19 protein-coding genes are annotated in these 14,447 nt (G+C 61.0%); 8 read left to right on the top strand and 11 right to left on the bottom strand.

The window, feature by feature from the left end; genetic code table 11:
- The first annotated feature begins 9 nt into the window (after window positions 1-9).
- From FHU41_RS14570 to FHU41_RS14535, 8 genes are all read left to right on the top strand, one after another.
- Complete coding sequence (locus FHU41_RS14570; protein WP_179390319.1) at window positions 10-750, top strand: ABC transporter ATP-binding protein; 741 nt, start codon at window positions 10-12, stop codon at window positions 748-750.
- Window positions 747-1,502 (top strand): ABC transporter permease, encoded by a 756-nt coding sequence (locus tag FHU41_RS14565; protein ID WP_179390318.1) that lies wholly within the window; start codon window positions 747-749, stop codon window positions 1,500-1,502. The genes FHU41_RS14570 and FHU41_RS14565 overlap by 4 nt, the downstream gene beginning before the upstream one ends.
- Window positions 1,503-2,159, top strand: a complete 657-nt coding sequence (locus FHU41_RS14560) for a TetR/AcrR family transcriptional regulator (RefSeq protein ID WP_179390317.1) — start codon at window positions 1,503-1,505, stop codon at window positions 2,157-2,159.
- A 67-nt stretch (window positions 2,160-2,226) separates the two neighbouring features.
- Window positions 2,227-2,502 (top strand): hypothetical protein, encoded by a 276-nt coding sequence (locus tag FHU41_RS14555; protein WP_179390316.1) that lies wholly within the window; start codon window positions 2,227-2,229, stop codon window positions 2,500-2,502.
- Between the two features lie 151 nt (window positions 2,503-2,653).
- The gene (locus FHU41_RS14550; RefSeq protein ID WP_179390315.1) at window positions 2,654-2,983 is read left to right on the top strand and encodes a PadR family transcriptional regulator; all 330 of its coding nucleotides are present in this window, start codon (window positions 2,654-2,656) and stop codon (window positions 2,981-2,983) included.
- Between the two features lies 1 nt (window position 2,984).
- Window positions 2,985-3,356, top strand: a complete 372-nt coding sequence (locus FHU41_RS14545) for a DUF1048 domain-containing protein (RefSeq protein WP_179390314.1) — start codon at window positions 2,985-2,987, stop codon at window positions 3,354-3,356.
- Window positions 3,353-4,165, top strand: a complete 813-nt coding sequence (locus tag FHU41_RS14540; protein WP_179390313.1) for an ABC transporter ATP-binding protein — start codon at window positions 3,353-3,355, stop codon at window positions 4,163-4,165. Before FHU41_RS14545 ends, FHU41_RS14540 begins: the two co-directional genes overlap by 4 nt.
- Window positions 4,162-4,923 (top strand): ABC transporter permease, encoded by a 762-nt coding sequence (locus FHU41_RS14535; RefSeq protein ID WP_179390312.1) that lies wholly within the window; start codon window positions 4,162-4,164, stop codon window positions 4,921-4,923. The genes FHU41_RS14540 and FHU41_RS14535 overlap by 4 nt, the downstream gene beginning before the upstream one ends.
- A 67-nt stretch (window positions 4,924-4,990) precedes the next feature.
- Here FHU41_RS14535 and FHU41_RS14530 read toward each other — a convergent pair whose 3' ends face one another.
- From FHU41_RS14530 to FHU41_RS14480, 11 genes are all read right to left on the bottom strand, one after another.
- Window positions 4,991-5,881 (bottom strand): GNAT family N-acetyltransferase, encoded by an 891-nt coding sequence (locus tag FHU41_RS14530; RefSeq protein ID WP_179390494.1) that lies wholly within the window; start codon window positions 5,879-5,881, stop codon window positions 4,991-4,993.
- A complete protein-coding gene (gene ispG, locus FHU41_RS14525; protein WP_179390311.1) occupies window positions 5,844-7,019 on the bottom strand; it encodes a flavodoxin-dependent (E)-4-hydroxy-3-methylbut-2-enyl-diphosphate synthase in 1,176 nt (391 codons plus the stop codon). Before ispG ends, FHU41_RS14530 begins: the two co-directional genes overlap by 38 nt.
- Window positions 7,020-7,098: 79 nt before the next feature.
- Window positions 7,099-7,389, bottom strand: a complete 291-nt coding sequence (locus FHU41_RS14520) for a YciI family protein (RefSeq protein WP_179390310.1) — start codon at window positions 7,387-7,389, stop codon at window positions 7,099-7,101.
- A gap of 172 nt (window positions 7,390-7,561) precedes the next feature.
- Window positions 7,562-8,026: a hypothetical protein gene (locus FHU41_RS14515; protein WP_179390309.1), complete on the bottom strand. Its 465-nt coding sequence runs from the start codon at window positions 8,024-8,026 to the stop codon at window positions 7,562-7,564.
- A gap of 46 nt (window positions 8,027-8,072) precedes the next feature.
- A complete protein-coding gene (locus tag FHU41_RS14510) occupies window positions 8,073-8,687 on the bottom strand; it encodes a MarR family transcriptional regulator (RefSeq protein ID WP_179390308.1) in 615 nt (204 codons plus the stop codon).
- Window positions 8,688-8,776: 89 nt separating this feature from the next.
- On the bottom strand, window positions 8,777-10,165 hold the full coding sequence (locus FHU41_RS14505) for a site-2 protease family protein (RefSeq protein WP_179390307.1): 1,389 nt from the start codon (window positions 10,163-10,165) through the stop codon (window positions 8,777-8,779).
- 9 nt (window positions 10,166-10,174) lie between these two features.
- Window positions 10,175-11,413, bottom strand: a complete 1,239-nt coding sequence (gene dxr / locus FHU41_RS14500; protein WP_179390306.1) for a 1-deoxy-D-xylulose-5-phosphate reductoisomerase — start codon at window positions 11,411-11,413, stop codon at window positions 10,175-10,177.
- A gap of 84 nt (window positions 11,414-11,497) precedes the next feature.
- Window positions 11,498-12,325: an HpcH/HpaI aldolase/citrate lyase family protein gene (locus FHU41_RS14495; protein WP_246279624.1), complete on the bottom strand. Its 828-nt coding sequence runs from the start codon at window positions 12,323-12,325 to the stop codon at window positions 11,498-11,500.
- Window positions 12,322-12,864: a MaoC family dehydratase gene (locus FHU41_RS14490; RefSeq protein ID WP_179390305.1), complete on the bottom strand. Its 543-nt coding sequence runs from the start codon at window positions 12,862-12,864 to the stop codon at window positions 12,322-12,324. The genes FHU41_RS14495 and FHU41_RS14490 overlap by 4 nt, the downstream gene beginning before the upstream one ends.
- Window positions 12,857-13,531, bottom strand: coding sequence for a CoA transferase subunit B (locus FHU41_RS14485; protein ID WP_179390304.1), 675 nt, complete (start codon window positions 13,529-13,531; stop codon window positions 12,857-12,859). The genes FHU41_RS14490 and FHU41_RS14485 overlap by 8 nt, the downstream gene beginning before the upstream one ends.
- 4 nt (window positions 13,532-13,535) lie before the next feature.
- A complete protein-coding gene (locus FHU41_RS14480) occupies window positions 13,536-14,408 on the bottom strand; it encodes a CoA transferase subunit A (protein WP_179390303.1) in 873 nt (290 codons plus the stop codon).
- Window positions 14,409-14,447 lie beyond the last annotated feature (39 nt).

Genomic DNA, 14,447 nt, shown 5'->3' with positions numbered 1-14,447 from the left:
CTGAGGTCAATGACAACAGCTTCACAGCAGGCTCCCGCAGCAGAGGTGGCCGGGCTGGCGATCCGAACTGGCAAAGGGTCGCCCATTTTGGACGGCATCGATTTCGTGCTGGCTCCCGGTGCCATTACCGGCCTGCTCGGTCCTTCGGGAGCCGGGAAAACCACCCTTATGCGCACCCTGGTGGGCGTGCATAAGATCAGCTCCGGCACGGTCAAGGTGTTCGGTTTAGCGGCGGGCGCACCCGCCTTGAGGGGCGCGGTGGGTTATGTCACCCAGGCCCCCAGCGTCTATCAAGATCTGAGCGTGCTGGAGAACGTCCGCTATTTCGCCGCCCTACAAGGACTCCCCCGTGCTTCCGCCCTCGAGGCCATTGACGCCGTCGGGCTCTCGCCGTTATCGCATCGGCGCGCTTCAGGGCTTTCCGGAGGGGAGTTCAGTCGCGTCTCGCTTGCCTGCGCACTGGCCGGAAAGCCGCGACTGCTGGTGCTGGATGAACCCACCGTGGGACTGGATCCGGTTCTTCGGGCCGAGTTATGGCAACGCTTCGCCGCACTCGCCCAGGAGGGCACCAGCCTGCTGATCTCCAGCCATGTAATGGAGGAAGCGAGTCATTGCCAGACCCTATTGTTGCTCCGCCAGGGCAAGTTATTGGCTCAACTCACTCCACAACAGTTGCGCGAAAGGGGCCGCTCCGAGGATCTGGAGCTGGCTTTTTTGCAACTCATCAGGGATCAGGAGGTGGCGAAATGAACTACAAACTGATCGGGGCGACGGCGGTCAGGGTGCTGGCTCAATTGCGCAGAGATCCGCGCAGTATCGCGATGATCCTGGTGCTGCCAGCACTGCTCCTCACCGCCGTCTATTTCCTCTTCGAGAACGAGAAGCTGCCGCCTGGCGCACCACGCAGCTTTGACCGGATCGGCTTGATTATGCTGGCGGTCTTTCCCTTTGTGGTGATGTTTCTGGTCACCTCGATCACCATGCTGCGCGAACGCACCTCGGGCACCCTGGAGCGGCTGATGACCACACCGATCCACAAGGCGGATCTAGTTCTTGGTTATGCCGTGGCCTTCTCCGTGATGGCGGCCTTGCAATCCGTGGTGGCCACCGGCATCGCCTACTGGTGTTTCGGTCTGAACGTCGCGGGCTCGGCCGGTTTAGTGGTGCTGCTCGCGGTGCTCAACGCCATTCTGGGTGTTTCGCTGGGCTTACTTTGCTCAGCCTTCGCCCGCACCGAGTTTCAGGCGGTGCAATTCATGCCACTTGTGGTGATCCCGCAGTTATTGCTCTGCGGTCTGTTCGTGGCCAGGGATCAGATGAACGAGGTACTGCAAGGCTTGGCCAGGGTGATGCCGCTGAGTTACTCGGTGGAAGCCCTGGGGGAAGTGGCACGGCATAGCAGCATGACCGATTTGCTCTGGGCTGATCTGCTGATCTTGGCTGCTATCGTCGTGGCTATGTTGCTTCTTAGTTCGCTCACTCTGCAACGCAAAAGGTCCTAAGTGAGTACTGCTAACAGCCTCGGCAACTCCAAACGTGGTCGCCGCCGGGGCAGCGAGGACACCCGGGAACTAATCCTCACCGCCGCGCGGGGGCTTTTCGCCGAATCCGGCTTCGACGCCGTCAGCATCCGGCAGATCGCACGGCTGGCCGGTGTGGACCCGGCGCTGATTCATCACTATTTCTCCTCAAAGGATGAACTCTTCGAGGCTTGTGTGGAACTGCCCGCCAATCCCGCCGAGGTACTGGCCGAGATCGGTGACTACCCACCCAATCAGCGCGCGGAGCCGCTGCTGCTGGCGGTTTTGGGTCTCTGGGAATCCCCCGCCCAAGCGGCATTGCTGGCTTTACTGAAATCCGCGGTCAACTCCCCCGGTCGAAGCGCCCTGATGCGCCAAGTTCTGGGCAAGCTGATGCTGCCCCGACTGATCCTCGGACTTGAGGAGGATCCTGAGTTGCAGCGTTTACGTGGCTCGCTTGTGGTGAGCCAGGTCTTCGGCTTAGTGATGACTCGGTATGTGCTCAAACTCGAACCGCTCAGCTCGGCACCGCTTCCCGAGGTGGTGCGTTGGGCGGCCCCCACGGTCCAGCGTTACCTGACCGGAAACCTCGACGGCGGAGAGCTCTCCGGCGGGCTGCCAGAATTTGTCGATGGGTAGTCCTCCCCATCGCTACCTAAAAGGCTTATGCCTAAGCTTGAACGGTGAGTAGCAAGGTACGCCCGGGATGAACGGTGAGATGCTTGGCGCTAGCCCAGAAGAGTTGCGCTCGCTCTCCGGGGATTTTGTGCGGGCCGCTCAACTGCTCAGCGAGGCACGAGCGGCGCTGACAGCCAAGATTAACGGCCCGCTGCAGTGGCACGGCCCGGATTCTTTCTTCTTTCTGCACGCCTGGAACTCTTCCCACGCACCCACCCTGCAGCGCGCCGTAGAAATGCTCCAGAGCACGTCCCGTTCGCTCCTCGATCAGGCTGCCAAGCAGGAGCAGACCAGCGCACACTAGGGCTTCGCCCCGGCCAGAACCGCCCCAAGTCAGCCAAACACCGGCTAAATGCCCAAAAAAAAGTTATGGATTTAGGGGGTTTGCATTTCCACTACTTAGCGCTACTATGTACTAGTAGCTAGTAACACTGAGTAGTTAAAGGGGGTGCCCGATGGGCAAGCAAATGACGGAGATGCTCAAGGGGACATTGGAAGGCATCGTTCTCGCCTTCCTGGTCGGAAAGCCGGCTTACGGATACGAGATCACGACGCTGCTCCGAGAGCAGGGCTTCACCGAGATTGCCGAGGGCACCGTGTACGCGCTGCTCGTCAGGATCGAGCAGAAGGGCCTGGTGGACGTCGAAAGACGGCCGTCCGAAAAAGGTCCGCCACGCAAGGTGTACTCGCTCAATGCGCAGGGCAAAAAAGAACTAGACGAATTTTGGAACACGTGGAGCTTCCTGTCCGAGCGACTGGAACAGCTCCGAGAAGGAGGAAAGTAAGATGGCCGCAAAATGGATCGAACTGGTAACCGGCTCACTTGAGCAGAAAAAGCAGTACAAGCAGGCCAAGGCACGGCTAGACGCGCTGCCCGAGCCATACCTCACCGTGGCGAACGCCTTCAACCGGTACTTCATGTACTACGGCGGCGCCACCGAAGGCGACACTATCGTGCGGATGTACGACGACCTCGCGGACCTGTGGGAACGCGCTGCCGTCGACGGTACCCCGGTGAGCGAGATCGTCGGCGAGGATCCCGTCGAATTCGCCGAGAGCTTCGCCCAGGCCTACGGAGGCAAGCGTTGGATTGACAAGGAACGGGCCCGCCTAGTGGAGGCTGTTGTTGAGGCGAAAGCGAAGGAGACCGGATCATGAGCCTCACCTCAGCACCGGGAGCTGCCATCCGGGTGACGGGCATGGAAAAGTCCTACGGATCTTTGCAGGTGCTCCGCGGCGTTGACTTCGAGGTGGCCCGCGGCAGCATTTTTGCCCTTCTCGGCTCGAATGGAGCCGGGAAGACCACCATGGTGAAAATCCTGTCCACGCTGCTGAAGCCGGACGCTGGCACCGCCACCGTTGAGGGATTCGATGTAACAACGGAGCCGCTCGAAGTTCGCCAGTCCATTAGTTTGACCGGACAGTTCGCGGCGGTCGATGAGATCCTCTCCGGCCGGGAAAACCTGGTGCTCGTAGCCAAACTGCGGCATCTGAAGGACCCGGGCCAAATAGCGGACGAACTTCTTGCCCGCTTTGACCTCACCGATGCAGGGTCACGAAAGGTAGCCACCTATTCAGGGGGGATGCGTCGTCGTTTGGATATCTCCATGAGCCTGATCGGGCAACCCAAGGTGATCTTCCTGGACGAGCCGACCACGGGGCTCGACCCCGAGGCGCGACTTGAGGTGTGGCAGGTAGTTCAGGAGCTCGCCAACCAGGGAACCACCGTGCTACTCACCACCCAGTATCTCGACGAGGCCGAACAACTTGCCGATCGGATTGCCATTCTTCACCAGGGGCGGATCATCGCGAACGGCACCCTTGCCGAATTGAAGCAACTACTCCCACCGGCGGAAGTTGAGTACGTCGAAAAGCAACCAAGCTTGGAGGATATCTTCCTCACGCTCGTTGGGGGCGAGGGCGCGGAGGATTCGAGCAAGCTCGAGTCAACTAAGGACCAGCCATGAGCCAGCACTTCTTCGCAGACACCTCCGTTTTACTCGGTCGTTCCATGCGTCACATCTTCCGCAGTGTGGACACCATCATTACCACCGCGATCACACCGATCGCCCTGATGCTGCTGTTCGTCTACGTCTTCGGCGGAGCGATCAAAACCGGCACCGAGAACTACGTCAATTACCTGTTACCCGGGATCATGCTGATCGCCATTGCCTCGGGCATTGCCTACACCGCCGTTCGATTGTTCACCGATATGAAAAGCGGCATTTTCGAACGATTCCAGTCCATGCCGATCGCCCGATCCTCTGTGCTGTGGGCACATGTGCTGACATCACTGGTTGCCAACGGAATCTCGGTGCTGATCATCGTCCTGGTGGCACTGTTGATGGGATTCCGCACCTCGGCAAGCGTTCTGGACTGGCTGGCCGTTGCCGGAATCCTGGCGCTATTCACCCTAGCGCTGACCTGGCTGGCCATCATCGCTGGTCTCACGGCTAAGTCCGTGGATGGTGCCAGCGGGTTCTCCTACCCGCTGATCTTCCTGCCCTTTATTAGCTCGGCCTTCGTGCCCACCGAAACCATGCCTACTCCGGTTAGAGTTTTCGCCGAGAATCAGCCGGTCACTTCGATCGTCAACACCATTCAAGATCTCTTCGCAGGACGGCCCATTGGGGGTAGCATCTGGATCGCTCTCGCCTGGTGCCTGGGCATCCTGGTGCTGGCCTACATCTTCGCCATGATCAGTTACCGGCGCAAGATCAGCTAAGCACACCGCGAAGGCTCCTCGCTGTCCCTCGGGGGGGGCGAGGGGCCTTCAGCCGCTGGCCACAGGCTTAGAACAACACCGTTGCAAAGGTCCCGATCCGCTCGAACCCCACTCGCTGATAGCTAGCCAGGGCCTTGGTGTTGTAGTCATTCACGTACAGGCTCACCACCGGTGCGAGTTGCCGAGCTAACCGGACGACGGCGGCCATATAGCCTGCGCTCAGCCCCAGTCCGCGTTGGTCCGGTCGCAACCAGACCCCTTGTACTTGGCTGGCTTGCCTCGAAACGGCTCCTAAATCTGCTTTGAAAATCACTTCGCCGCGTTGATCGAGGTGGCTCAGCGAATGCCCTTGCCTGATCAGGTTGGCCACCCGGCGGCGATAAAACTCCTCGCCGCCCAGATAGGGAGAATACCCAACTTCTTCTTCGAACATCGCCACCGCGGCGGGCAAGATCTGATCGAAACTGTCCATCAGGCTCGGCTGCAGTCCCGGGGCAGGATCGAGCGAAGACTCGCCAGCCATTGCCATCAGTGGCTGGCACTCGCGTATCTCGGCGGCACGGAAACCCAACTCGCTGAGCCTTCGAAAAATGTTCAGCACCGCTTCTGCTGGCCCGTAGATGCTGGCATGTCGCCTACCTAAACGGCTCAGGTAGTCGCCGAAGGTCGGGGCCAGTCGCTCCGTCACTCCAAGTGGGATCACATTGGCACCGACCCAGCAGGCGGCGAGCAATTCGCCGTCGTCGGCAAAATATCCCACCGTCTGTGCGCCTAGGACACTGGGGACGGCGCTGGCATGCTGATCGAGCTGTGCGGCCATAAAGACGTTGGCTACCGGGTCCCGATCCACCAGGGCGCGCAAGGCAGCCGTGTCCGGGTGGCTGAGCACCCTGATCGGTGAATCGGCGGGTTGATCCCGTTTAGGAAACGCTGACCACGGGACTGCCCTTGACGCCATTTTGGCCATCAATTCCACCCGCCTCTTCCGTTTCCTCGGCAATTCGCATGGCTTCTTCGATGAGTGTCTCAACAATCTGATCCTCGGGGACAGTCTTGATGACTTGTCCCTTCACAAAGATCTGCCCCTTGCCGTTACCGGAAGCCACACCCAGATCTGCCTCGCGGGCCTCACCAGGACCGTTCACCACGCAGCCCATCACGGCCACCCGGAGCGGGACTTCCATACCCTCCAGGCCTGCGGTGACCTGCTCGGCCAGGGTGTAAACGTCCACCTGGGCGCGGCCACAGGAGGGGCAGGAGACGATTTCGAGCTTGCGCGGGCGCAGGTTGAGGGACTGCAAGATCTGGTTGCCGACCTTGATTTCCTCGACCGGAGGAGCCGAAAGCGAAACTCGGATGGTATCGCCAATGCCCTTGGAAAGCAGTGCCCCGAAGGCGGTAGCTGACTTAATGGTGCCCTGGAAAGCCGGACCGGCCTCGGTGACTCCTAGGTGCAGGGGCCAGTCACCGCGCTCGGCCAGCAACTCGTAGGCTCGCACCATGACCACCGGGTCATTGTGTTTGACCGAGATCTTGAAATCGTGAAAGTCGTGTTCCTCAAACAGTGAGGCCTCCCAGACAGCGCTCTCTACCAGAGCCTCCGGGGTCGCTTTTCCATACTTCTCCATCAGCCGAGGGTCCAGCGAGCCAGCGTTGACGCCGATCCGGATCGAGACGCCGTGATCCTTGGCCGCTTGCGCGATTTCCTTGATCTGGTCATCGAACTTCCGGATATTTCCGGGGTTCACCCGAACCGCCGCGCAACCCGCCTCGATGGCCGCGAAAACGTATTTGGGCTGGAAATGAATATCGGCGATCACCGGAATCTGCGATTTCTTGGCAATGATCGGCAGCGCCTCGGCGTCATCTGCGGAGGGGCAAGCCACCCTGACGATATCGCAGCCGCTCGCGGTCAGCTCGGCGATCTGTTGAAGGGTCGCATTGATATCCGTGGTGGGCGTGGTGGTCATCGACTGCACGCTGATCGGTGAATCCGAGCCGACTCCTACCGAGCCGACTTTGATCTGTCGGGTCTTCCGTCGGGGTGCGAGCACCGGCGGCGGTGCGGCGGGCATTCCTAGACTGATTGAGGTCATTGTTTGGACTCCATTGCGTGGTTCACGTCCGGCCCGACGGTTGCGGCGGACGTCCTTCTTATTCTAAGCTCCCTCGCGCTCAGGCGTATTCCTTGAGCAGTCCAATCAGGGGATTCCAGGCGCTGATGCGGGAACCGGCAATGCAACCTTGCCGGGCGAAGGGGTCCTGCGCCAGCACGCTCTTGAGTTCTTCCTCGTCGGCGGCGCTGAAGATGATCAACGCACCGCTGCCATCTGCATAGGGACCGGAGGCGAGCACCACCCCGGCGTCTACTTGGCTGGCCAACCAGCTGCGATGATCGGGCCGATGCTGATCACGCAATTCGGCGGCTTCCGGGGCATAAACATACTCAACGGCAAAGGCACTCATATCTCCACCCTACACATTCCCCACCCCTCCTCCCCCAACTCAACCCAGTTGTCCCACCGGGTGTTGCAGGAGTGAAGGATGTTGCTGATTTGAGCCGACTTCTGCCCCAGCAGTAACACCCAGTGGGATAGCTGGGAAGGGATTGGGGCGAATCGGCTCGAGATGGGTGCGGTTAAAGCATGGCGATGAACCAACGGGCCAGAATTCCTACCAGGGTTGCCCAGATCAGGGAGGCCAGGGTGCCGATGATGAATCGCTCGCTTGCGGCCGGGCTCTCTTTCAGCTCGGGATACCTTCCCAAGCCCTTGACCGCAATAACGTAGGCGATCGCCACGGGTTGGTCGAAAACGATGCAGAGTACGACGGCGAGGCGCTCCAGAATCCCGATCAGCAGTCCGCCACGAAGCACCTTCGCTTCGGTGAGAGGCTCCGGTGCCGCAGAAACGGGTGTCGCCGAGACGGCTTCCTGCCTCACGGCGGGGAGCTCCGCTTGCGGCGAATCCGCGGACTCCAAAACACTCTCCTCGGAAACCGGCCTGGCATCCACGCTGCGCGCCAGTCGAAGCACTAAGGCGGTCAACGGCCAGCCTAAGAACGCTGCGGCTAGCAGTGCCGCGATCAGGATCAGCGTTGTCATACCCCTACCCTACGATTACCTGCATTTGCCCGACAGTCCGGCACCCTTAGCTCCACTCCTGCACGGTGCGATCGGCGAGGTCCAGCAGCAGCGCAGCAGCCTCCCGTCCGGACCATTCCTCCAGCCAGCCGGATCTGCGCACCGCATTGCTGACTGCCTGTGGACTGATCTGCAATGCGGTTGCCACTTCGACCTGATTTCCGCGCACCCCCGGGGTGAGCTGGTCCAGGATCCGCCATTCCGCAGCGCTCCGGGCAACCACCAGGCCGCCGAGCAGGCGGAGCACCGCCTCGGCGGCGTCTACTTGTTTGCTCGGGACGGCTCCTCGAACCGCTAGCGGCACCCGGTTTCCGGATTTCTTTGCCTGTTCCACGGCCTCTCGGGCAGCAATGAATGCGCTGCCGCTGGCTTCTCTGGACGTCTGGGGCAGAGGTGATCCAATCTGCCCCACCCCGATGCCGATATGCCAGTGCCCCGCCCGCAGCGCCAGCATCGAGGCCTCCACTACTGCGGCGGCCTCGGAGAGCACGGCCTGGAGTTCGTCTCCGGTAGAACGATCGAAGGGCAATACGGTACTAACCTCTGCTAGCTGGCTGATCAGCAGCGGGACCAGATCGTCGTTCTTCCGGCTATTACGTTGATCAATCGTCATAACGAACATAAATCAACTGTAATCAATTGCTCTTAGAAGATCAACCGCTTTAATTTGATATTTGAAAATCAATCGCTGGCGATCGAAACGGGACAAGGTTAGCCAAAGAGATTGACCGGTTTGACGATATCGGCGTAGATCAACAACGCACCCATCACCAGCATCAAGCTGGCCACCACATAGGTCACCGGCAGCAGCTTGGCGATGTCGAAGGGGCCGGGGTCTTTCCGTTTGAAGATCTTGGCGACCCGCCGCCGTGCGGCCTCGTAGAGCGCGCCCAGCACGTGACCGCCGTCGAGCGGCAAAAGCGGGATCAGGTTGAAAACGCACAGCGCGAAATTCAAGCCAGCCATCAAGCCGAGCAGCGTGGCGAAGCGTGCGCTCAGCGGCACGTCCTCCATGGCCGCAACCTGACCGGCCACCCGACCGACGCCGACCACGGAGACCGGGCCGTTCGGATCACGCGGCGCGGAGCTGAAGGCAGCTTGGGCCACCGCAACCAGACGTTGGGGAAGATTGAACACGACGCCGGCCACCTGGGTGATATTGCTGCCCACCGCGGGGAGCACAGCGGTAATCGGCTGCTGCACGTTCTCGGTGGTTGGGCTGACCCCGAGGAAACCGACTTCCTGGGTGACGGCTTTGCCGCTGGCGTCCTTCTCCGGGGTACCGGCAGCGGTCAGTACGGGGCGGGCGCTCAGCACTGGAGTGATGGTGAGCTGAAGCGGCTGACCGTTGCGCTGCACGGTCACCGAGACGTTCTTACCGGCCGAGGAACGGATCCATGAGCTCAGTTCATCCCAGCTGGTGACATTCTTCCCGTCGAAAACGGTAATGGTGTCACCGGGCTTCAGGCCAGCCGCAGCGGCCGGTGTGGGTGTGCAGTTATTGACATCCGGGGTGGTCTCGCCGTCTTTGACCTGGCAGGCGTTGACCACCGAAAGGGTGGTGGTGTACTGCGCGGTGCCGAACCCCATCAGCAGCACCGCCATCAGCACGGTACCGATCAGCAGGTTCATAAAAGGGCCGCCGAGCATGATGATGATCTTTTTCCAGACCGCGAGCTTGTAGAACACCCGGTTCTCGTCCTCCGGCCCAACTTCCTCGTGCGCAATGGCGCGGGCCTCGGTGGCGAGTTGCTCGAATCGCCCGCTCCGTCGTTTGGAGTTCTTCACCCGGCCGGCGCCGGATTCCGCCAGGGTCTGGAACATGCCGGTGCTGGAGGGTCGAATGCTGCCGTCCGCTTTGTTCGGTGGGTACATGCCGATCATCGAAACGTAGCCACCGGCGGGAATGGCCTTAATGCCGTATTCGGTCTCGCCTTTTTTCTTCGACCACAGGGTGGGGCCGAAGCCGATCATGTACCGGGTGACCCGGACCTTGAAGAGCTTCGCGGGCACCAAGTGGCCCACCTCGTGCAAGGCGATAGACACGCCGACCGCGAGGACCACGAAGAGCACCCCGAGAATGAAAAGCAATACCGTCACTGTGTGTACTTACTGTTGTTCCGATGAGTTCTGCAGAGTCAAACGTTCCTGGGCTCGCGCACGTGCCCAGGTTTCAGCTTCCAATACGGATTCTAGGCTCAACGTGGAATCCGCTGAATGTTCGCTGAGGATCGCTTCGACCGTGTCCACGATATCCAGGAAGCCGATTCGGCCGGCATGGAAGGCCAGCACGGCCTCCTCATTGGCGGCATTGAAAACGGCCGGGTGGGTGCCGCCCTGCTTGGCAGCGTCCTTGGCAAGTTCGACGGCGGGGAAGGCGGCGGTATCGAGCGGTTCGAAGGTCCACTCCGTGGCCTTGCTCCAATCACAGGGCTGTGCGGCGCCGCGGACCCGTTCCGGCCACGCCAAACCGAGAGCGATCGGCAAACGCATGTCCGGCGGCGAGGCCTGGGCAATGGTTGAACCGTCAATGAACTGCACCATGGAATGCACCACGGATTGCGGATGCACCACCACTTCGATCCGATCCAAGGGGACATCGAAAAGCAAGTGCGCTTCGATCAATTCCAGCCCCTTATTGACCAGGGTGGCCGAGTTTGTGGTCACCATAAGACCCATGTCCCAGGTGGGATGTTTAAGCGCCTCAGCAGGAGTGACCCGGCTGAGCTCGTGCCGCTTCCTGCCCCGGAAGGGGCCGCCCGAGGCGGTCAGGATGAGCTTCTCTACTTCCTGTTCCGTGCCGGAACGCAGGCACTGCGCTATCGCGGAGTGCTCAGAATCAACTGGAACCAGCTGCCCGGGAGCGGCGGCATCCTTGACTAGTTGACCGCCGACAATCAGCGATTCCTTATTGGCCAGCGCCAAGATGGCACCCGACTTGAGCGCGGACAGGGTGGGAGCCAGGCCGATAGAACCGGTGATTCCATTCAGGACGACGTCGGCCTCGAGTCCGGCAATGGTGGCCGCGGCCTGCGGACCGGCTTCGATCTGTGGCTGATATCCCGGAGCCAGTTCGTGGATTTTCTTCAGTAATTCGGCCGGGTCACCGCTTGCAATGCCTATCACTGCTGCCCGAGTACTGACCGCCTGCCGAGCCAGCAGGTCCAGATTGGCTCCCCCGGCGCTCAGGGCGGTGACCAGGAACCGCGGCGCACCCTCCTCGTCAAAGGCACGTTCGACGACGTCGAGCGCCTGAGTGCCAATCGAACCGGTCGAGCCAAGAATCGCCACCCTACGCGGGGCGGCATTACTAATGGCAGGGTTCTCACGGCGGGCATCAATCGACATGTTTCCAGTATCCCGCATTCATCGAGTGTGGAGATCTGCACGTTATAAACCGGTTTTAGCGTGCAGATCTCCACACTCGGCGATTCAAGAGGACGCCCTCCGCAAAGTCTGCTCGGCCTGTTTGAGCACCGGGCCATCGATCATCCTGCCCTGGAAGCTAAAAACACCATTCTCTGCTTCGTCCGCAGCCATCAATAACGCCTGGGCATATTCGATATCGGCTCGTGGCGGCAGGTACGCCCGCCGAAGATGCTCAACTTGAGAAGGGTGAATGCAGGCGGTAGCGGAAAAGCCACAAGCCACCGCATCCTGTGCCTCTTGGTAGAGTCCGTCGATATCCGGGATGTTCAAATACACCGCATCAATCGCCGCTTTACCGAAAGCGCCCGCGGCCAGTAGCACCTGGGACCTGGCCTGTAGCGCCACTGCCCGGTAGCCGCCGTCGTCCGTTCTGGAGGAGCTACCGCCCAGCGAAGCCACCAGATCCTCGGCACCCCACATCAGCCCCACCACATTGCGGGCTTGAGCAATTTCGGCGGCTCGCACCACGCCGAGCGCGGTCTCGCAAAGGGCAAGCACCGAATAATCGGTGAGCGCGGCGACAATGGCCTGGCCGCTCTCCGCTTTCGCCACCATCACGGTCCGGTACGGGGTGGCCCGCAGCGCCTCCGTATCGAGGGCAAATTCCGGGGTGCCGAGCGGATTCACTCGGACGATGGTTCGCTCCGGATCGAGCAGGTTTTCCTGCAGCGCCTGCCGAGCCGCAGCCTTGGCCTCGGGGGCGACGGCGTCCTCCAGATCTAGGATCACCGCATCCGCCCGCTCGGCTGCTTTCGCATAGCGCTCGGGCCGATCCGCCGGGCAGAACAGCAGCGAGGGCCCCATCTCAAAGGGCGGGTAAATCACCGTCATGACTGGGCCTCTTTTCCTGCTTCTTTCCCTGCTTCAGCCTTGCGCTGAGCTTCCGCGTCCACCCAGATCAAACACGTCCTACTGGCCAGCCCCACCACCTCGCCGTGCTGATTTTTGCCGGTGTGCCGCATCGTGACAATGCCCTGTCCAGGCCGGGAGCCGGAGAGCCTCTTCTCGGTGACTTCGGTCTCGGTGTACAGGGTGTCCCCGTGGAACAGCGGGTGCGGGAAGCTGATCTCGCTCATCCCAAGCTGGCCAATAATGGTGCCCTGGGTTAACTGGGTTACCGATTGGCCCACCATCGTGGAGAGCGTGAACATCGAGTTCATCAGGCGCTGCCCAAAGGGCTGTCCGGCGCTCCAGGCAGCATCCAGGTGCAGCGCCTGGGTGTTCATGGTCAGCGTGGTGAAAAGGACGTTATCAGCCTCGGTTACGGTGCGTCCGGGCCGGTGGGCATAGACGACGTCGGTCTGCAGCTCAGCGTAATAGAGGCCGCGCTGCTCGACGACGGGAAGCGATTCGCCCTTCGATTCAGGCATCGAGCTCCACCTTTAACGGCGCCCCGGTGGCCGCGACCACATCCTCGACGCTCAGTCCGGGAGCGACCTCGCGGAGCACCAAGTGCTTCCCGGCACCTTCCTCATCGGCCACCACATCAATCACCGCCCGATCGGTAATGATCCGGTCCACGCAGCCCTTACCGGTCAGCGGAAGCGTGCACTCGGCCAGAATTTTTGGCTTCCCGTTCTTGTCCACGTGTTCCATCATCACGATCAGCCGTTTGGCACCAAAGACCAGATCCATCGCGCCACCCATGCCTTTGACCATTTTGCCCGGGATCATCCAATTGGCCAGATCACCGTTCTGCGCCACCTCCATGGCACCGAGCACAGCCACATCAACGTGACCGCCGCGCACCATGCCGAAGGAAGCCGCAGAGTCGAAGAAGGCGGCGCCCTGGTTCACGGTGACGGTTTCCTTGCCTGCATTGATCAGGTCCGGGTCCACGGCATCCTCGGTGGGATATGGCCCGGTGCCTAGAATCCCGTTTTCGGAGTGCAGCACCACCTCGACGCCTTCCGGAATGTAATTCGGGATCAGTGTGGGCATGCCGATGCCCAGGTTCACGTATTGGCCGTTCTGTAGTTCCTGAGCCACCCGGGCAGCCAGTTCGTTACGACTCAGTCCTTTGATTTCCAGCGCCATTGCCTTAGCCTCCTACGACTTGATTGGGCCCACTGCCGCTGGGGTCCCCGGCCGAGCTCGCGAGGTTGGGGAGCGGCAGGGGATGTTCGGCAGCGATTTTCGCAGTGTCCGCGGCCGAGGCCGAAACCGTCCGCTTCTCAATTCGTTTCTCCGCCTGCGGCGAACCCGCGGGTACCTCTACGATCCGTTGCACAAAGATGCCGGGCAGATGAATCTGCTCGGGGTCCAACTCACCGGGTTCCACGAGTTCTTCCACCTCGGCGATGGTGACCTTGCCCGCCATCGCACAGAGCGGATTGAAGTTCATTGCGGTGGCGTGAAAAACCAGATTGCCGTGCCGGTCCCCTTTCGCTGCGTGCACCAGGGCAAAGTCGGGAGTCAGCGATTCTTCCAGCACATAGTCGGCACCATTGAATTCACGAACTTCCTTAGCTTCGGAGGCGATCAGCACATTGCCCTCGGCATCATATTTCTGCGGCAGGCCGCCGTCGGACACTTGGGTGCCCACACCGGCGGTGGTGAAGAAAGCGGGGATGCCCGCTCCCCCAGCTCGCAGCTTCTCTGCCAGGGTACCCTGCGGGGTGAGAACCACCTCCAGCTCACCGGAGAGGTACTGCCGGGCAAATTCCTTATTCTCCCCCACATAGGAGGAAATGGTGCGCCGGATCCGGCCGTCCTTGAGCAGGATACCCAGCCCCCAGTCGTCCACGCCGCAGTTATTGCTCACCGTTTCCAGCTCGGAGGTGCCCTGAGCGTGCAGTGCATCGATCAGCGCCACCGGGATGCCGCACAACCCAAAGCCGCCGACGGCGAGCGAAGCGCCGTCGGGAATGTCCGCGACCGCCTCTGCGGAGCTAGCTACTGTCTTGTCGATCATCGTCGATCCCTTCGCTGTTCGGAGGCGCTGTTCAGACTC

This window comes from Psychromicrobium silvestre, assembly GCF_013408295.1.
Lineage (GTDB): Bacteria > Actinomycetota > Actinomycetes > Actinomycetales > Micrococcaceae > Renibacterium > Renibacterium silvestre.
The sequence above is the reverse complement of the archived record's forward strand: the minus strand, read 5'-3'. Positions and strand labels throughout refer to the sequence as shown.